The 18,101-nt window shown below is 63.2% G+C and carries 13 protein-coding genes; 7 read left to right on the top strand and 6 right to left on the bottom strand.

Going from position 1 to position 18,101, the window contains the following annotated elements:
• Positions 1-288: 288 nt before the first annotated feature.
• Complete coding sequence (locus QZ269_RS00575; RefSeq protein WP_291423173.1) at positions 289-1,437, bottom strand: branched-chain amino acid ABC transporter substrate-binding protein; 1,149 nt, start codon at positions 1,435-1,437, stop codon at positions 289-291.
• Positions 1,438-1,935: 498 nt separating this feature from the next.
• On the opposite strand from QZ269_RS00575, the gene QZ269_RS00570 reads away from it, so the two are divergent.
• The 3 genes from QZ269_RS00570 (at position 1,936) to QZ269_RS00560 (ending at position 5,305) form a co-directional block, all read left to right on the top strand.
• Positions 1,936-3,429 carry a TolC family protein gene (locus QZ269_RS00570; RefSeq protein ID WP_291423171.1) on the top strand — a complete coding sequence of 498 codons (1,494 nt, stop codon included), beginning with the start codon at positions 1,936-1,938 and terminating at the stop codon, positions 3,427-3,429.
• Positions 3,426-4,460, top strand: a complete 1,035-nt coding sequence (locus QZ269_RS00565; RefSeq protein ID WP_291423169.1) for a TolC family protein — start codon at positions 3,426-3,428, stop codon at positions 4,458-4,460. The genes QZ269_RS00570 and QZ269_RS00565 overlap by 4 nt, the downstream gene beginning before the upstream one ends.
• A gap of 491 nt (positions 4,461-4,951) precedes the next feature.
• The gene (locus QZ269_RS00560) at positions 4,952-5,305 is read left to right on the top strand and encodes a helix-hairpin-helix domain-containing protein (RefSeq protein ID WP_291423167.1); all 354 of its coding nucleotides are present in this window, start codon (positions 4,952-4,954) and stop codon (positions 5,303-5,305) included.
• A 275-nt stretch (positions 5,306-5,580) separates the two neighbouring features.
• On the opposite strand, the gene guaD is transcribed toward QZ269_RS00560, so the two are convergent.
• The 5 genes from guaD to QZ269_RS00535 form a co-directional block, all read right to left on the bottom strand.
• On the bottom strand, positions 5,581-6,912 hold the full coding sequence (gene guaD, locus QZ269_RS00555; protein ID WP_291423165.1) for a guanine deaminase: 1,332 nt from the start codon (positions 6,910-6,912) through the stop codon (positions 5,581-5,583).
• 4 nt (positions 6,913-6,916) lie between these two features.
• A complete protein-coding gene (gene xdhC / locus QZ269_RS00550) occupies positions 6,917-7,777 on the bottom strand; it encodes a xanthine dehydrogenase accessory protein XdhC (protein WP_291423163.1) in 861 nt (286 codons plus the stop codon).
• Positions 7,774-10,182 (bottom strand): xanthine dehydrogenase molybdopterin binding subunit, encoded by a 2,409-nt coding sequence (gene xdhB, locus QZ269_RS00545; RefSeq protein ID WP_291423161.1) that lies wholly within the window; start codon positions 10,180-10,182, stop codon positions 7,774-7,776. Before xdhB ends, xdhC begins: the two co-directional genes overlap by 4 nt.
• Entirely contained in the window at positions 10,176-11,594 is a 1,419-nt protein-coding gene (locus QZ269_RS00540; protein WP_291423159.1) for an FAD binding domain-containing protein, read from the bottom strand. The genes xdhB and QZ269_RS00540 overlap by 7 nt, the downstream gene beginning before the upstream one ends.
• Positions 11,595-12,052: 458 nt before the next feature.
• Positions 12,053-13,093, bottom strand: a complete 1,041-nt coding sequence (locus QZ269_RS00535) for a helix-turn-helix domain-containing protein (RefSeq protein ID WP_291423157.1) — start codon at positions 13,091-13,093, stop codon at positions 12,053-12,055.
• A 389-nt stretch (positions 13,094-13,482) separates the two neighbouring features.
• On the opposite strand from QZ269_RS00535, the gene QZ269_RS00530 reads away from it, so the two are divergent.
• The 4 genes from QZ269_RS00530 to hpaD all read left to right on the top strand — a co-directional run bounded on the left by QZ269_RS00530 (position 13,483) and on the right by hpaD (position 18,080).
• Entirely contained in the window at positions 13,483-13,722 is a 240-nt protein-coding gene (locus QZ269_RS00530; RefSeq protein WP_291423156.1) for a hypothetical protein, read from the top strand.
• Between the two features lie 191 nt (positions 13,723-13,913).
• Positions 13,914-15,473, top strand: a complete 1,560-nt coding sequence (hpaE, locus tag QZ269_RS00525) for a 5-carboxymethyl-2-hydroxymuconate semialdehyde dehydrogenase (protein WP_291423154.1) — start codon at positions 13,914-13,916, stop codon at positions 15,471-15,473.
• Between the two features lie 104 nt (positions 15,474-15,577).
• Positions 15,578-17,110, top strand: a complete 1,533-nt coding sequence (gene hpaB, locus QZ269_RS00520) for a 4-hydroxyphenylacetate 3-monooxygenase, oxygenase component (RefSeq protein ID WP_291423152.1) — start codon at positions 15,578-15,580, stop codon at positions 17,108-17,110.
• Positions 17,103-18,080 carry a 3,4-dihydroxyphenylacetate 2,3-dioxygenase gene (hpaD, locus tag QZ269_RS00515; RefSeq protein ID WP_291423150.1) on the top strand — a complete coding sequence of 326 codons (978 nt, stop codon included), beginning with the start codon at positions 17,103-17,105 and terminating at the stop codon, positions 18,078-18,080. The genes hpaB and hpaD overlap by 8 nt, the downstream gene beginning before the upstream one ends.
• Positions 18,081-18,101 lie beyond the last annotated feature (21 nt).

The following is an 18,101-nucleotide window of genomic DNA, read 5'->3' as shown; positions in this document are numbered from 1 at the left end:
GCACACTTGCAAAGGCACACTGACAAAAGCGCCAGATGCATCTCTGCCGGACAACTCTGCGAGTCCATAGTGGGGGAATACAAACCGGAGGCCACCCCGCTTGAGTGGCCTCCGGTTCAGTTTTAATTTCAGGTTGATCCGAACGCCTGACTTAGAGCATTGTGGAAAAAGATAGTGCTCTTTTGACCATCTTTTTGCCGAGTGGAACGAGTGAACAAGAAAGAGCAGGACATAGCATGAAGGGGGCGGCGGTGTTGTTCCGACATGCCCATCATTCGGAGAACTGCTCTATTTACGCTGAATGTCGATCACTCCGGCGCTGCTGCGTTGGCCGTTCTTGAGGGTCACGACGTACATCTTGGCGCTGACGCGGTCGCCCTTGCTGTCGAAATCGATATCGCCGGTCAGTCCCTTGAACTTGCCGCCGCGCACCGCCGCTTCGACTTGAGCGCGGCTGGGGACCTTATTGCCGTTGGCCTTGGCCGCGTTCAGGATACCTTGCAAGATCACCTTGGCCGCGTCGTAGGACAGGATGCCGAAGCCCTGAATCTCGGTGCCGAAAGTCTTCTTGAAACTGCTAGCCTCGGCCCTGGCGGCAGGTACGATTTGGGTATCGGGCGCGGTGGTCGTGAAATAGATGTTGGTCGCGCCAGTGCCCGCCAGTTTAGCCAGATCGGGGCTGTCGAGGCCGTCGCCGCTGAACAGCGGAATGGTCACGCCCTTGTCGCGCAACTGCTTGGCGAAGGGGCCAATCTGGCCGTACATGCCGCCGAAGTACACGGCGTCGGGCTTGAGGGCCTGAATCTTGGTGATGATCGCCGTGAAGTCGCGGTCCTGGGCGTCGATGCCTTCACTCTGCACGATGCTTGCTCCAGCCGTCTTCATGGCCTTCTCGGCCTGATCGGCGAGGCCCTGGCCGTAGGGAGTCTTGTCGTTCAGCACGTATATTTTTTTGGCCTTAAGGGTCTTGACCAGATAGCTGCCGCCCGCCGAACCCTGCGCGTCGTCACGGGCGCAGACGCGGTTCATGTTAGCGAGGCCGCGCCCGGTCACCTTGTCGCTGGTGGCCGTCGGCGTCACGGCGACCACATGGCTGGGGGCCAGGACGGCGCTGCCCGGAATCGCCACGCCGCTGGTCAGTGGCCCGACCACGCCCAGTACGGTCTTATCGGCCACGATGCGGCGGGCGGCGGCGGTGCCGGTGCCGGGGTCGGCCTGATCGTCGTAGGCCACCAGGTTCAGGGTCATGCCCGCCCTGGCAAACGCGGGCCTCATCTCGTTGACGGCCAGCTGCGTGCCGTTCTTGAGCTGAAGGCCCATATTACTGACTGGCCCCGACAAAGGGCTGATGGTGGCAATCTTGACAGAGGTGGCGGCCTGGGCACTGCCGAGCAGCCCGGCAGACATAAGGGAAAGAGCGGTGGCTTTTAGGTTCATGGGGGGTCTCCTGATCAGCAACGTGATCGTCGCGCTGCATCATACACGCCGTTCGCGGGACTCTGGTTCGTCCTATACAGCTAAAACGCCTGGAGATAGACCACGCTGCGGGCTGCACCGGAAGAACCACGCTGAAGCGGGGGGCACCCGCACAGTCGCCAGCCCCAGGCCGCTGCCCCCGGTGTCGCGTGCCCGGCTTTCGTCGAGACGGCTTAGCTGCCCTCCGGGATGCCGGAACCGTCGGCGTCTACGTCCAGCACCGTCCCGTGTGCTCTGGGCGTGGGCCGCCTGTCCACACTAATTTCCAAGCCGGATAGCTGCAAGTGTAACCGCGAGCTATTGGACAGACGCACGTGAAGGCTGTGCGAAGGCCCGGCATCAGGCTCCTCAGACAGCATTTGTTAGACTTTTGACATGCTAAACGGCAAAAAAATCCATTCGAAGAATTTTCGCAGAAGCTGCGAACAGGCTTCGGGACATCCTGTCAGACTGGAGAGGATGCCCAGACCCGCGCTGCTTCTTCCCAAAGCCGTTTTGCTCAGCGCTGCACTGCTGTCGGGTGTGGCTGCCGCCCAGACAACAGTGCAGACGGCAGATACTCCACCAGCCGCCACTCTTCCAGTCGTTCCTGCACCATCTGTCGCGGCCCCGCCTGTTACGGTTCCAACCGCCGCCCCGGTCTCTCCTACTCCCTCCCCCGCGCCGTCCCAAGACCTGACCCTCGAAGCGGCCCTGCTGCAACTGAGTCAGGCCCCGTCAGTCACGCAGGCGCGCCTGAGCGTCGAGGCGGCGCAGGCCAACCTGAACGCGGCCCGCACCGCCCTGGGCCTGACCGTAAGTGTGGTAGGCAACGGGGGCTACAGCGCCAGTTACACCACCAAGGCACCCACTACCGGAGCCAACGTCACGGCTCCGAGCACCCTGGGCGGCGTGGCCGGGGTAGACGTGAGCCTGGGTATTTTGCCCTGGAGCACCAACCAGTACACCCTGCGTAGCGCCCAGCGCAACCTTTCGCTGGCCGAGGCGTACCTGGCCGACGCCGAGCACAATGGCCGCCTGAACGTTATTCAGCAGTACTACAACGCTGTTTCGGCGCAGCAGGCCGTCAACTTGGCCCAGCAGACCGTGGCCCTGCGGCAGCGGGCGCTGAGCGTGGCCCAGACGCAGCAGAACCTTCAGAACGCCACCGCCGAGAGTGTCCTGAGCGCCCAGGCAAACCTTCAGACTGCTCAGGCGCAGCTGGCCCAGGCCCAGGGGGCTTTTCAGACGGCCCACCTGAGCCTGGGCGCAGCACTGGGACGCGATATGAGCGGCTACAACTTCGTTTCGGTCGCGCCGACCAGCTTCGGCAATCCGGAGGTTGAGGCGCTAGTAAGCCGTGCCCGGGCGACCCGCAGCGAGGTGATGTACGCCCGCAAGCAGCTCGGTGACGCGCAGGACCAGCTAGAGCAGGCGCAGCGCAATAACACCCTGCCCTCGTTGACCGCCGGGGTCAACTACGGCCCCACGGCTTCGACTGGCATCGGGGCGAGCCTCGACCTACAAAAAGGCACCATGAACGGCAGCTACACCGTGCCCTGGGGCGACAGTGCCAGCAGCAACTCTAACCACCTGACCGCCAGCGTGAACGGCAGCTACGTGGTCTACTCGCCCGCCCTTAGAGCGCAGTTGGCCGCCTACCGCGCCAACGTGACCCAGTACCAACTGTCGCTAAGTGTGGCGCAGCAAAACGTGGAACTGGACGTGCGAACCAGATACAACACTTACCGGAACGCGCTGCTGGCTTTGCAGGCCCAGCAGACCCAGGTGCAGGTCGCGCAAACCGCTCTGGGAACCGCGCAGAGCCGCCTGGAGGCTGGGTTGGCGACTCAGGACGATGTCAATCAGGCGCAGCTGGCCCTCGTTTCGGCTCAAAATACTCTACAGACTGACCGGGTGGCCGCGCAGATCGCCCTAGTTCAACTTCAAAATGCCGCTGGAGGCCAACCATGAAATCCATCCGTCAACTTCTGCTGGGCGCCGCTTTACTAGGCGCGGTTTCTTTTGCTCAGACCGCCACCACCACTTCGCTGACCGGGGCTGTCAAGGCCGCGCTGCCGATCAACGCCGATGTCAAGACCGCCCAGGCCAACCTGAACCAGGCGCAGGGCGTCTTGCAGGCCACCCAGGCCGACCCCAGTTCGCTAGTAACCGAGAAACTGAGCGCCACCAACGGCGTTTCGCTCTCGCAGGCGCAGTTGCGGGCGGCCCAGTTGGCGACCCTGCAAACGACCATCACCGATTACGTCAACGTGCTTGAGGCGCAGGAAAATGTCAATTTACAAACCTTGCAAGTGCAGGTGCTGACCAAGGCTCTTCAGGTTGCCAAGGTCAAGCTGAGCACGGGCAACGCCACCAATCTGGACGTTCAGACTGCCCAGAACTCGCTGTCGGGAGGGCAGCAAAATCTAGTGGCAGCCCAGGCACAGCTGAACCTAGCCAGTTCCAAGCTGGCGACTCAGATGGGCGTGAGTGGCCCGGTGCGGGCGGCTGGTGCGCCGAACGTGCCTAAGCTCTCGACCTCGCTGAGCAGCCTTCAGGCGGCGCGTACACGCCTAAGCACCCTCGTTGCGGTCAACAATGCCCTGGCGGTCGCGCAGCTGAACGTCAAGCTGACCGACAACGACTTTACGCCCGCCCAGACCAAGCAGCAGGCCCAGACCGCCCTAGCGAACGCTCAGCGCAACGTAACCACCGCCCAGCAGAACACCTCTCAGGCGCTGTCGTCGGCCTATCAGTCGGCGCTGAACACCACTGAGCTGCTGAAAGTCACCCAGAGCAAGGAAGCCGCCGCGCAAAAGCAGTACACCCAGGACGCCGCCCGCCTGAAGAGCGGCACGATCAGCGCCGTCGAGTTGCAAAGCAGCCAGCTGACGCTGAAGCAGGCGCAGTATGCCCGCCTACAAGCCCAGGACAACGTGCTTTCGGCCCTCGCTGCCCTGTCGGTAGCTGCCGGACAGAACCTGACTGGCATCAGTTACTGATCCGGCCTACGGGCTGTTCCGTTCACAAGCTGCAAGGGCACTGGAGGGCCAACGCCAAGCCCGAACTCTGGTTTGCTGTCCTTCGCTCTGCGGCGCAGCTTTACGAGTCTGCTCGAATTGAAGGGTCTTTGCACACCACTTAACCGGAGTCCGTACAAACCCCCGCTGCCTGATGCCCCTCCCCTACGCTGGGGAGGTTTTTTTGTGGTGCCGCACTCCAAAGCGGTGCTCGCCAGTCTGGGGAAACTGCGTTCTGGAAAGCAGATTGTAGAATCGGCCTCTGCGTTCTTTACGAAAAGAACACTTTTGAATCGCCTGTTCTTTACGAAAAGAACGCCCCGATCTCCCCTGTTCTTTTTGAAAGGAACGCCTGGACAGCCCCCTTACGGTATGGTGATTTAAATGAATCACTCGCTAGACTTCGCCCCGGTACAGCCGTAGCCCCCGGTCAGTGCAGGCCACTGATACGGACTCTGGTATAGGCTCTGGGTATGAAGAAAATCATGCTCACCCTGGCCGCCCTGCTGCTGCCTGCTGCCGCTTTTGCCCAGACTGCTCCCGCCACCATGCCCGCTCCCACCGCCCCGACCAGGCCAGCCCCGGCTACCAGCAGCCACCACCACAGCCAGGTCAACACGGCGACCCCCGCGCCTATGCTCGGCAAGGTCGTCAACGTGAACACCGCCAGCGCCGCCGACCTGACCACCATCCCCGGCATCAACGCTAAGATCGCCGCTGACGTGATCAAGAACCGCCCTTACAAGAACGCCGCTGAACTGGTCAAGAAGGTCAAGGGCATCGGCTCCAAGAACGTGCTGAAGATGCAGCCCTACATTAGCTTCTAGAGCATTTTGCAAAAAGATGGTGCTCCTTTGACCATCTTTTTGCCGAGTGGAACGAGTGAAAAAAAGAGCAGGACGTAGAATGCGAGGGGGCGGCGGTGTTTTTCTCGACGTGCCCATCATTCCGAGAACTGCTAAGCAGTAGCTGGCGGGTGATGATTGCATCATAGTCCCGAGCTACTTACGAACTGCCGATTGAACTGTGCAGTGTTGGATTCAATCCGGGCGGACTTACAACGCTGCGCCGCAGCGCGGGCAGAAGCGAAACAGGTTGCGGATTAGTCCCGGAGTGAAGTGCGCGTATGCACCAAATCGCCGCCGATCCAGACCCGGGCCACGTCGCTAGGGGTGCCCGTGGCGAAAGTGGCTGCCAATTTCCGCTCGGGGCCTGCGGCGTGGTCGTACACCGCCCGCAGCGGCGTTCCGGCCTGCGGTGAGAGCAGCACGGCGTCGAACTGCCGCCCAACGCTGAAATCGCCGATCAGGTCGCCCAGGCCCAGCGCCTCGGCCCCGGCACGGGTAGACAGGTAAAGCAGGTGGGCGGGGGTCAGCGGGACACCGTCCTCGCCCAGCAGCTGCTGCATGAAGTACGCCTGCAAGCCTTCTTTGAGCAGCGAAAAGCCGGTGCCGCCGCCTACGTCGCTGCCCAGCGAAACGTGAACCCCGGCGTCCAGATGACGGCGCAAGGGGAAAAAGCCGCTGCCCAGCGCCGAATTGCTGCACGGGCAGTGCGCGGCTGTGCAGTGGTGCGCCGCCATGACGCCCAGTTCGCGCCCCGTGGGGTGAACATTGTGCGCCAGGACGCTGCGCGGTGTGACCAGCCCAGCCTGTTCGTAGGTGTCCAGGTAGTCACGCGACGCCGGAAAAAGCTCCTTAACCGTTCCGATCTCGGCGCGGTTCTCGTTGATATGACTGGTGAAGCGCACGTCTGGAAACTCGCGCAGCAGCGTGCCACACGCCTCCAGAATGCCCTCCGACGCCGAGAGCGAAAAACGCGGCGTGACGGCGTAGAGGTTACGGCCCGCGCCGTGCCACTTCTCGATCAGGGTTTTAGCCTCGTCGTAAGCTCGCTGCGGCGTGGTGTGCAGTTCGGGGCGCAGCAGGCGGTCACTGACGACCAGCCCGGCCACGCTCCGCAGGCCCAGCTGCGCGGCTTCCTCGAAAAAAACGTCTACCGCCGCCGCAAAATGGCTGCCGAACACCAGCGCGGTGGTCGTTCCTGCCTGCACCAAACCGCGCGTAAATTCACGGGCCACAGCGCGGGCATAGTCGGGGTCGGCCAGCCGCGCCTCCTCGGGCAAGGCGACCTGGCCCAGCCAGTCGAGCAGCGGCATTCCCAGCCCACCGATGACGCGCACCTGTGGAAAATGCACGTGGGTATCGATAAAACCCGGCAGCAGCAGCCCGCCGCGCAGGTCACTAACGGGAGCGGTTGGATACTCTTTTCTGAGGTCGGCGTAGGCACCACTCGCCCGAATGATGCCCCCCCCGACAAGCAAACCGCCGTCTTCCTGAAGATGTAGAGCGTCAGCTTGCCTGAAAGGATTGGCGGGCGTGTGCATGAGAGTGGCGCGGTAAAGCTGCGCCTGATCGGTCTGAAACTGGGTCATGACGTTACGGATTTCCTTGAAGGGGCGCCGCTGGCACGTTGGCCGACATGCGGGCCGCCTGCTGTTCGAGCTGCTGCACTAGTTGCGCCGCCACGCTAATGGCGATGACGGCGGGCGACTTGCCCCTAATGTCAGGCAGGCCGATAGGGGTGGTGATGCGGCTCAGGTCGTGGTCGCGGTGGCCCTCGCGCCGCAGTTGCTCACGGAAATGGCTCCACTTGGCCGGGGAAGCGATCAGGCCAACATACCCTAGCTCCGGACGCCTCAGCGCGGCGTCACACAGCACCAGGTCCTCGGCGTGGTCGTGGGTGAGCATAACGAGGCTGGCCCCGGCGGGCAGTTCGGCCACCACCGTTTCGGGCAGCGGGGCGTGCCGAACGTGCAGCCGGGCTTCTCCCCCGCCTAGACCGGCCAGGCGCTCCGGGGTCAGCTGCGCGGGCCGCGAATCGACCAGATGCAGTTCCAGCGGCAGCCGCGACAGAATGAGGGCCAGTTCCAGCCCCACGTGACCAATGCCGAAAATGGCGACGTGGGGCCGCGCACCGGGCAGCAGTTCCAGCAACAGCGTCACCTCGCCGCCGCAGCACTGCCGCCCGTGTTCATTCGGGGCCGTAGGGGTCAGGCGCAGGGTCAGGAGTCGCGGCGCCGCTGGCCCAGCGCTCGCGTTCCGCAGCAGGGCGCGAGCGCAGGCCACCGCCTCGGCTTCCAGATTGCCGCCGCCCACGCTGCCCCAGCATTTGGCGCGGCCTACGACCATCTTAGCCCCAGCCTCGCGCGGCGCATGTCCACGCACGGCGGCCAGCGTGACCAGCACGCCCGGCTCTCCGAGGTCACCCAGCTGATTGACGGCCTCCAGCCAGTTCACTGCGCCCGAGGTCCCGCGCCGTCTTGCGTGCCCGCTGCCCTGGCTGCTGCTCTAGCTTCTTCCAGCGCCCAGTAGACCGCTTCGGGGGTCGCCGGACTGGCCAGTATTTGAGCCTGCCCGCCTGCGCCGAAGGCCGCGCACGCCTCCCGCAGCGCCTCGCGCACGCTCATTGCCAGCATAAAGGGCGGCTCTCCGACGGCCTTAGAGCCGTAGACCACGCCCGTTTCGGCGGCCCCTTCCAGAAACGCCACGTTGAATACCTCCGGCATCTCGGAAAAGCTGGGCAGCTTGTAGGTGCTGGCGGACTGAGTCGCCAGTCTGCCGCGCCCCGGCCCCTCCGATACGTCCCAGCGCAGGTCTTCGAGGGTCAGCCAGCCCGCACCCTGCACGAAGCCGCCCTCGATCTGGCCCAGGTCGATCAGCGGCGAGAGGCTGTCGCCCACATCGTGCAGGATGTCTACCCGGCGCAGGATAGACGCGCCCGTGAAGCCGCAGACCTCGACCTCGGACACCGACGCGCCGTAAGCGAAGTACTTGAACGGTTCGCCCTGCATCGCCACCCGGTCCCAGTGCAGACCGGGTGTGCGGTAGTACCCGGCGGCCCATAGCGGCGTGCGGAGGTGGTAGGCATCGTGAACGACCTCGCGGAAGTCCATGCCCAGTTCGGGATGGCCCACCGGGAACACCCGCCCCCCCTGGAAGCGCACGTCGTCAGGGTGAATGCCGAGCGAACCCACTTTCACCGAGCGGCTCACCAGCGACCCCGCCGCCACCTCTGCCAGTCGGCGCCCGATCTGGTCGCAGGCGTCCTTGATCGCGCCGCCGTTGAGGTCGGCCCCGCTGCTGGCCGCCGTCGCGGAGGTATTGGGCACCTTGTCGGTGCGGGTCGGGGCCAGCCGCACGCAGGCCATGGGCACGCCCAGCGCCGTGGCCGCCACCTGAATCATTTTGGTGTGCAGCCCCTGCCCCATCTCGGTGCCGCCGTGGTTGATGAGCACCGAGCCGTCTTTGTAGACGTGCACCAGCGCCCCGGCCTGATTGTAGGACGTGAAATTGAACGAGATGCCGAACTTGACCGGTGTGATCGCCAGCCCCCGTTTTTTGTGGCGCTGCGAAGCGTTAAACGCCTGAATCTCGGCGCGGCGGGCCTCGAAATCACTGGTCTGCTTCAGGGTGTCCCACAACTGGCCCAGGCGCTCGGCGTGGCGCACCGGCTGGCCGTAGGGCGTGGCGTCGTGCGGCTGATAGAAGTTGCGCCGCCGGAGTTCGTGCGCTTCCAGGCCCAGCAGCGGGGCGCAGCGCCCCAGGATATCCTCGATGACCAACATGCCCTGTGGCCCACCAAAGCCCCGGAACGCCGTCTGAGACGTTTTATTCGTCTTGGCGACCCGGCCCAACACCTCGACGTGCGGAATGGAGTAGGCGTTGTCTATATGGCACAGCGCCCGCGCCAGCACCGGTTCGGAGAGGTCGAGGCTCCAGCCGCCGTCGCTGGTCAGTGTGGCCTGCAAGGCTGTCAGCTTGCCCCCAGCACCAAAACCGACCTTCCAGACGGCGTGAAAGGGGTGGCGCTTGCCCGTCAGCGTGAGGTCCTGCGTGCGGTTGAGGCGCACCCGCACCGGGCGGCCCGTGAGCACCGCGCCCAGCGCAGCAACCGCAGCGTACCCGTGTGGCTGCATCTCCTTGCCGCCGAAGCCGCCGCCCATCCGCAGGCACTGCACGGTAACGTGACTGGAGGGCAGCCCCAGCACATGCGCCGTGATTTCCTGGGTTTCGGTGGGGTGCTGCGTGCTCGACTGGATGAACACCTGCCCGGACTCGTCGACCTGCGCCAGCGCCGCGTTCGTTTCCAGATAGAAGTGTTCCTGCCCGCCGAACTCGAATTCGCCTTCAAAGACGTGCCGGGTGTTTGTAAAGCCCAGGGCCACGTCCCCGCGCCGCAGTGTAGACGCCGACCCCTGGAACGACCCGGCGGCAATGGCCTCCTTCAGGGTCAGGATGGAGGGCAGCGGCTCGCACTCGACCAGTATGGCTTCCGCTCCCAGGCGGGCGGCTTCCTGCGTTTCGGCCAGCACCCAGCACACCGCCTGCCCGTGAAACATAATTTCATCTGGAAACAGCGGCTCGTCATGCTTGACGCCGGAATCGTTCTCGCCGGGCACGTCGGCGGCGCTCAGCACCCGCACCACGCCGGGCACCCTCAGAGCGGGCGCGGTGTCTAGCCGGGTCACCCGTGCGTGGGTCTGGGGTACCTGACACGGCCAGGCGTGCAGCAGGTTTTGCCAGCGCACTCCCAGATCGTCGGTGTACAGCGCCTGCCCAGTGACGTGCAGCGCCGCGCTCTCGTGAATGGCGGCTTCCCCGACCGCCGCCGTAGGTGGACGTTCGTGCAGACTGTTTACCACTGTTCCTCCCAGAAACGCAGCAGGGCCTGGCCCAGCATGGCCGCGCGGTAGCGGGCACTGGCCCGGTGATCGTCGAGCGGCGTGCCCTCGGTCGCCAGCACGGCGGCGGCGGCTTGCACGGTGCTCTCGGTCCAGGGCTGCCCTTCCAGCGCGGCTTCAGTTTTCAGTGCCCGGAGCGGCGTAGCGGCGACGCCCCCCAGCCCGATGCGTGCCCGGCGCACCACTCCACCGTCGATGTCCAGCGCGAAGGCCACCGCCACACTGGAAATATCGTCGAAGCGGCGCTTGGCGATCTTGTGAAAAGCCGTGTGCGTCGCCAGCGGCAGCGGAATGACCACCGAACGGATCAGCTCGTCGGGTTGCCGCGCCGTCTGGCGATAGCCTGTGAAGTAGTCCCGCAATGGCACCTCGCGCTCGCCGCGCACAGAAACAAGCTTCAGCGCGGCGTTCAGCGCCAGCAGCGCGGGCGGACTGTCCCCGATGGGCGAGGCGGTGCCCAGGTTGCCGCCCAGGGTCGCCGCATTACGAATCAGGCGGCTGGCGAACTGCGGAAAGAGTTGCGCCAGCAAGGGAACCCGGCCACCCAGCCCCCGCTCGATTTGGCTGAGGGTCAACCCCGCGCCGATCTCTACGCGCTCCGGGTGCCAGCGCAACTCTTTTAACTCTTGCACCTCCCCGATGCTCAGCGTGACCGGCGTGCGGGCGTGACGAATGTTGACTTCCACGCCCCAATCGGTGTTCCCCGCCACCACTTTGGCCGCCGGGTGCGCCGCCAGAAATTCTAGTGCGGGGCGCAACTCGGGGGGTTGATAGAACGCTCCCTCCGGCAGAGAAAACTGGTGTTCGGCAGCGGGGGCCGTCGGCAGCGTGCAGCGCTGGGCCAGCGGGTCGCCGGGCGCGGGCCGCTCCAGCGCGTAAGCCGCGTCCTGAATAGGCCGGTACCCCGTGCAGCGGCACAGGTTTCCGCTTAGGGCATGCAGGTCGAAGCCGTTGGGTACGCCGTGCTCACCGCCTGAACGGTCAGGGCGGTAATACTCGGCGGCCATGCTGACCACGAAACCGGGCGTGCAGTACCCGCACTGGCTGCCGCCCCGCGTCGCCATCTCGCGCTGTACGGGGTGCAACTGTTCCGGCGTACCCAGGCCCTCGGCGGTCATGATTTCGCGCCCGGCCAGCGCCAGCACCGGTGTCAGGCAGCTGTTGAGCGCCTCCCAGCGCGTCTGGCGCTCGCCGCCCGCACCCAGTTCCGGACACGCCACCAGCACCGCGCACGCCCCACATTCGCCCTCGGCGCAGCCTTCCTTGCTGCCTGTCAGCCCCTGCGAGCGCAGCCAGCCCAGCAGATTGGTCTGCGGACTAACCTGGCCCAGCGGCCTGCGCTGCCCATTGACGCTTAGAGTGAACTGCTCCATCATCCCGCCTCCTTGAAAGTGCCTCGGTCCCTGAGCCTGAAACGCCGCCGACACGAAAAGCTTTGCCGGAGACATGGTTAAGTAGAGCCAAGTTACCGTGTAGGGATGACCTAAACACCAGGCTGTCCCTACACTTACACTGGGCCGCACCTTTTCCCCTACTCGCTCTTCGGCGCAGCTCTACGAGTCCGCTCGCTTTGGCTAAAGACAAACTTGGTTGTCCTCAGCGCCGAGGGTACACGAAAGGGGCGAGCCACCGGTTATCCATGGAGAACAGCGGCCTAATTGTCGGTTCTGGTAGTTTATATGAACTGCTGTCTGTTTCGTTGATAACCCGGAAGGACGCCGGGTTGCGAACTCCGCCAAGTTTGACGCTGTCCGAACGCCTGAACTTTTCAAAATCTCGCAGTTACGGCTTTGACTGAATCCCGGTAGGCCACATGCGGCTCCCACGAGGCTCAGGAATGAGCCAGAGCAAGGTAAAGCCGACTGATAGTTGCGGGCGAATTTAGAGGCCCCTTCACGGCTCTCTCAGCAGCTTTCAGGCGATAGCGCAACGTGTTGATGTGAATCCGCTGGCGGTCAGCGAGTTCTTCAAGTGTGCCTGAATGTGTCAGGAACGCGATTAAGGTAGCCTCGGTGCGCCCGTCATCGTTCAGAGCGGCCAGTTCGGCCCGAACCTGCTGGCGGAGTTCGTCCAGGGCTGGGCTTTGCAGGAGCGAATGCAGGGCGTCCGGGCGGGTGAATATCTCAACTCCGTCCGGCCCCACCTTACCAGCTGCCTGTCCGGCCTCGCCAAAGGCCGCCGCGACATTGCGCTGGCAGGTGCTGACTCCGAGCCGCAGCGCCTGCCCGCTGGATTCCCGCAGCGCCGTGAATAAATCCTGGGCCTCGACTGGCAAGTCGTGGGTGGGCCAGAGCCACACCGCGTGCTCACCCCGCACCGTGCAAAGCCCGCCCAGGCCGCGCTCGTTGAAAAACCCCTCGCCAGCCCCGGCCAGTACGTCTAGCGCGTAAGCGTGCGCGGCCTGTGCCCCTGTTCCTCGCCCTGGCCTCTGCACAAATGTAGCCAGGGCCACGGCAAACGGCTCATCATCCAGAGTGCCCGCCTGTTCACGCCCGTCTAACAGGGCGTCCAGTGTTCTCTCTCCTACCCTCCGCCGCGCCGCGCCCGCTGACGCCGACTGCAACCGGGCCAGTAGGGCATATTCTACTGCAACTGGGGCCAAATCTGCCCAGTGGCCTGGAACATTAAGCTGCACTTTGCCCACATTGCGCCCGGCATGTACCAGCTTGAACTCCTGCACATTGCCCGACACCGTACCCGCCTGCGCTACCACATCGCCCCAACTGGCCCGGATTTCGGCAAAGCCTCCTGTCAAGCGGGCCACTAGGCGAACCAGGTCACGTTCTGGACGGCGTGAAGACACCGCGCCCCGCATAAGCTGGAGCAGAGTGGGTAGAGTCGCAAGAGTCAGCTGAGTAGGCAAGGTAGACACTGTAGAAATCTACAAAAAATTTTGTAAAGTCTGGTGCTTTCTCCAAGTTCCAAATGGGACGGATGACCCGTAAACTAGTGAATCTAAAGGACAATTTTTTGAAAGTAAGCGGGTCACTCCGCTGAGGAGGCTCATGGCGCAGCGGCACACTGACAACATGCGAAAAATACTGATGGCGGCGCTGCTGTCATTGGGTGCTTGGGCTAGGGCAGCCGGATATGAGACGCGGTCTTATGTGATGACCGGGAGTGCAACAGAGGCGTTGGCTTGGTGCGGTGGAGCAAAAAAGTGATTGCCATCACTCAACCGGAAAAAGATGCTTCCGGCACTTCTTACGCTGACTTGGTTACGCCGACTTGGTTACGCTTACTAAGGCCCCCGGCGCCCTGATGAATTATTCCCAGAGCCGTGCCATTGTTGCGCCCTCGGAGAGTGGAACAGGCCAGACCTACCCGCTTTTCAAAGTCATCTCCGGCTTCTACAAGGGCAAGCAAGGGTATGTCCACACCAGCGACATTGAAAACGTTCAAGACCCCGCCTACCGCAAGACCAAAACGGGCGAACTCAAGCTAGGGGCCGAGGTTTCTATGCCACACGCAGTTTCGACGGGACGCTGGGTATTTTTGTGACGGGTAGACAAAGTCGGCTACAAGGACTTGGGGCCGCAATATCGCTTCGCAGCCACACCGGTTTACACTTACAACGTCCTGTACCACCCATTTAAGACCTTCGCCGAAGTTCGGCGCGGTGGAAAGTAGTCTCCACCAGATAGTTCCTCGCCTATTCCTACAACCTTGCGAAAAAATAGGAGTGTTCAACCATGACCCAATCCGGAACAGCCCAAACCAATCACGACCTCGCCGCCCAACTCCGCGACTCGCGCCTGAGCAAAGGCATTCAGCATTTCATCGGCGGGCAGTGGGTCAATGGGCAGGCAGGCAAGACTTTTGACACCCATTCGCCCGTAGACAACGGCTTTCTGGCAAAGGTAGCAGAAGGGGACGCACAGGACATTGACCGCGCCGCCAAAGCTGCTTGGGAAGCCTTCCAGACTTGGCGCGAGGTAGGCGGAGCCGAGCGCCGCAGGGTCTTACACAACATCGCCAACCTGATTGAGAAGCGCTCCTCTGAAATCGCCGTGCTGGAAAGCATGGATACCGGTCAGGCCATCCGCTTCATGAAGTCGGCGGCGGCGCGGGGGGCCGAGAACTTCCGCTTTTACGCCGACCTCGCCCCCAGTGCCAACGACGGGCAAAGCCTTCCAACGCCCGATTTCATCAACTATTCCATTCGTCAACCGATTGGCCCCGTCGGGGTGATTACGCCCTGGAACACGCCGTTTATGCTGTCCACCTGGAAGATTGCGCCCGCGCTGGCGGCGGGTTGCACGGTGGTACATAAGCCCGCCGAATGGTCGCCCGTGAGCGCCACCCTGCTGGCTGAAATCATGGATGAGGCGGGACTGCCCAAAGGCGTGCATAACCTGGTGCACGGCTTTGGCGAAAGCGCGGGCAAGGCGCTGACCGAGCACCCGCTGATTAAGGCCGTCGCCTTTGTGGGCGAAACCACCACGGGCAGCCACATCATGCGGCAGGGGGCCGATACCCTCAAGCGCGTTCACTTCGAGCTGGGCGGCAAAAATCCTGTGGTGGTGTTCGATGACGCTGACCTGGACAAAGCCCTGGACGCTGTGGTCTTCATGATTTACAGCCTCAACGGAGAACGCTGCACCAGCTCCAGCCGCGTGCTGATTCAGCAAGGTATTTACGACGAATTCACGCGCCGGATTGCACAGCGCGCCGCGAAGATCCGCGTGGGCGACCCGCTCGACCCCGAAACTGAGGTTGGGCCGCTGGTTCACCCGCGCCACTTCGACAAGGTGATGTCCTACTTCGGCTGCGCCCGCGAGGAAGGCGCGACGATTGCCGAGGGCGGCGTGCGCGTGGGCGACAAGGGCAATTTCGTGCGGCCCACGCTGTTCACGGGCGCTCGCAACGACATGAAGATTGCCCAGGAAGAAATCTTCGGGCCAGTGCTGACCGCCATCCCCTTTGGGGACGAAGCCGACGCCCTCAGCATTGCCAACGGTGTGGCCTATGGGCTGGCGGGGTACCTCTGGACAACCGACGTAACCCGCGCCCACCGCTTCGCGCACGGTCTGGAAGCGGGCATGATCTGGGTCAATTCCGAGAACGTGCGGCACCTGCCCACGCCCTTTGGCGGCGTGAAAAACAGCGGCATCGGGCGCGACGGCGGCGATTACAGTTTCGAGTTCTACATGGAAACCAAGAACATCGCCATTTCGCTGGGGACGCACAAGACGGCGCGGCTGGGGGTGAACGCTGCGCCCAGAGTGACGAAAGAGGAAGCGGGGGAGTGAGCAACTTGGTCGGGCCAGCTTTTTTTGCCTCTCCCTGTTCACAGTGCAGCCAGCAGTTACGAAATGGGCCACCAGATAACCTCTCAACCTTTTAAGGAGACGCCATGACGACCATGCACCACGACAAGTCCATCCCCCCCATGCACAGCAACGGCCAGGGCGCAATCACCGGCCAGCAGTTCTTGGAGCGCCTGCGCCAGAATCCGCCCACCCTTTACATTGACGGCAAGCGTGTGGAAGACCCCACCACGCACCTCAACACCCGCAACATGTGCGAGTCGCTGGCTGGCCTCTACGACCTGCAATTTGACGAGGAATACAAGGACACCCTCACCTACCAGGAGGGCGGCAAGCGCTACGCCCGCGCCTTTATGCCGCCCAGGACGAAAGAAGACCTGCGCCTGATGGCCGAGAGCCACCGCATCCGCGCCAACTATAGCCTCGGCTTTCTGGGCCGCGCCCCCGACTACATGAATGCCAACGTGATGGCGGCGGGCATGGGCGCAGAATATTTCAACGGGTGCAGCGCGGCGATTCCCGGCGACCCTAAGAAGGATTTTGCCGCCAACATGCGGAAGTACTACGAATTCATCCGCGACAACGACCTGTGCCTGACCCACGCGCTGACCAATCCGCAGGTCAACCGCGCCAAGCTCGCGTCCGAACTGCCCGACCCATATATCGCGCTGGGCATCGTGGAGGAAACGGAAAAAGGCGTGATCGTGCGCGGCGCACGCATGATGGCGACCCTGCCGATTGCCGATGAAATCCTGATTTTCCCCAGTACGGTGCTGAAAGAAAACGCCGACAAGAGCCGCTACGCGATGGGCTTCGGTATCCCGACCAACACGCCGGGCCTGAGCTTCCAGTGCCGCGAACCCATTGACGTGGGCCGTGACCGCGAAGACCACCCGCTGAGCAGCCGCTTTGACGAGCAAGACGCCTTCGTGATTTTTGATGATGTTCTTGTTCCCTGGGAGCGCGTTTTCCTGCTGTACGACGTGGAACTGGCGAACAAGGCGTATGCCGGAACCGACGCCGTGCTGCACATGGCCTATCAGGTGGTCAACCTCAAGATTGCCAAGACCGAAGCCTTCCTGGGCGCCGCGCAGAGCATCGTCAACGCGATTAACAGCGGGCAATTTCAGCACGTTCAGAGCAAAGTCGCCGAAATCATCATCATGCTGGAAGTCATGCGGGCGCTGGAAGTCGCTGCCCGTGAGCAGGCCCAGGTCAACGACTACGGCGTGATGACCCCCGCCCGCGCTCCGCTGGACGCCGCCCGCAACTACTACCCTGCCAACCACGCCCGCCTTCCCGAACTGCTGCAACTGCTGGGCGCCTCCGGAATCATCATGATGCCCAGCAAGGCCGACCGCGAAGGCCCGCTGGGGCCGCAAATCGCCAAGTTCTTGCAAACCGGCAACGCCAGCGCCGAGGGACGCCTCAAACTGTTCCGCCTGGCCTGGGACATGTCCATGAGTTCTTTTGCGGGTCGCCAGGAACTGTACGAGCGCTTTTTCTTTGGGGACCCCGTGCGGATGCACTCGGCGCTGTACGAGGTCTACGACAGCAGCGAAGCGGTGGCGCGGATTGGGGAGTTTTTGAAGCGCGGGGATGGTGCGGCCCATGCCTAAGCCCGATATCATCCGCATCGCCCAGGCCATCTTCACCGTCAAAGACCTGAACGCCAGCCGTGAATTTTACGTCGACCTGCTCGGCATGAACATCCTGCACGAAGAATCTAATGCCCTGTACCTGCGCGGCGTAGAAGACCGCGAGTGGACGCTTAAGGTGGAGCAGTGCGGCGGCGGCGAGGAACCCCGCGTGCGGCACCTCGGCTACCGCGTGCGCGACGAGGCCGCCCTGGACGCGCTGGTGGCCCTGGCCGACGCGCAGAAGCTCCCGCACCGCTGGGAGGAAGAACTTGACCGCCCCCGGATGCTGCGGATGCAAGACCCCTTCGGCATCCCGGTGACGTTTTACCATGAGGTCAAAACTTATCCCTGGCTCTTGCAGGAATACCACCAGCAACGCGGCCCAGGGTTACAGCGCGTAGACCACTGCAACGTGCGCGTGCCCGACGTCAAGGCGACGCTGGACTGGTACTGCCAGGAACTCGGCTTTCGGGTGTCCGAGTATACCGTAGATGAGCAAGACCAGTGGTGGGCCGCCTGGATTCAGCGGCGTGGCGGCGTGCACGACTTTGCCCTGACCAACGGCGCTGGCCCCTGCCTGCACCACTGGGCCTACTGGATGCCCGACGCGGGCAGCATCATCAAGACCTGCGACATCCTGGCTGGAGCGCGCCAGCCCGAGCGTATCGAGCGTGGGCCGGGGCGTCACGGCGTGTCCAACGCCTTTTTTCTGTATATCCGTGACCCCGACGGCCACCGCATTGAGCTTTACACCAGCGATTACATCACCGTCGACCCCGACTTTGAACCCATTAAGTGGATGCGCGACGACCCCCGCCGTCAGACGCTGTGGGGCGCAAAAACTCCGCGCAGCTGGTTTGAAGAAGCCAGCCCAATGGAAGCCTTCGACGGTGGGATTCAGCCTGCCAAGGAAGGCAATCTGAAAGGCATTCCGGTACATGTGATCTGAACCCGACACCCTGGCGGCCTG

The sequence above is a fragment of the Deinococcus sp. genome (assembly GCF_018260405.1).
Taxonomy (GTDB): Bacteria; Deinococcota; Deinococci; order Deinococcales; family Deinococcaceae; genus Deinococcus.
This window is presented reverse-complemented; position numbering and strand designations above follow the sequence as displayed.

What these genes read in the sequence shown, in the direction of transcription:
- QZ269_RS00575 (WP_291423173.1), bottom strand. Translation starts at nt 1,437, where the DNA reads ATGAACCTAAAAGCCACCGCTCTTTCCCTTATGTCTGCCGGGCTGCTC.
- QZ269_RS00570 (WP_291423171.1), top strand. Translation starts at nt 1,936, where the DNA reads ATGCCCAGACCCGCGCTGCTTCTTCCCAAAGCCGTTTTGCTCAGCGCT.
- QZ269_RS00565 (WP_291423169.1), top strand. Translation starts at nt 3,426, where the DNA reads ATGAAATCCATCCGTCAACTTCTGCTGGGCGCCGCTTTACTAGGCGCG.
- QZ269_RS00560 (WP_291423167.1), top strand. Translation starts at nt 4,952, where the DNA reads ATGAAGAAAATCATGCTCACCCTGGCCGCCCTGCTGCTGCCTGCTGCC.
- guaD (WP_291423165.1), bottom strand. Translation starts at nt 6,912, where the DNA reads ATGACCCAGTTTCAGACCGATCAGGCGCAGCTTTACCGCGCCACTCTC.
- QZ269_RS00540 (WP_291423159.1), bottom strand. Translation starts at nt 11,594, where the DNA reads ATGGAGCAGTTCACTCTAAGCGTCAATGGGCAGCGCAGGCCGCTGGGC.
- QZ269_RS00530 (WP_291423156.1), top strand. Translation starts at nt 13,483, where the DNA reads ATGAATTATTCCCAGAGCCGTGCCATTGTTGCGCCCTCGGAGAGTGGA.
- hpaE (WP_291423154.1), top strand. Translation starts at nt 13,914, where the DNA reads ATGACCCAATCCGGAACAGCCCAAACCAATCACGACCTCGCCGCCCAA.
- hpaB (WP_291423152.1), top strand. Translation starts at nt 15,578, where the DNA reads ATGACGACCATGCACCACGACAAGTCCATCCCCCCCATGCACAGCAAC.
- hpaD (WP_291423150.1), top strand. Translation starts at nt 17,103, where the DNA reads ATGCCTAAGCCCGATATCATCCGCATCGCCCAGGCCATCTTCACCGTC.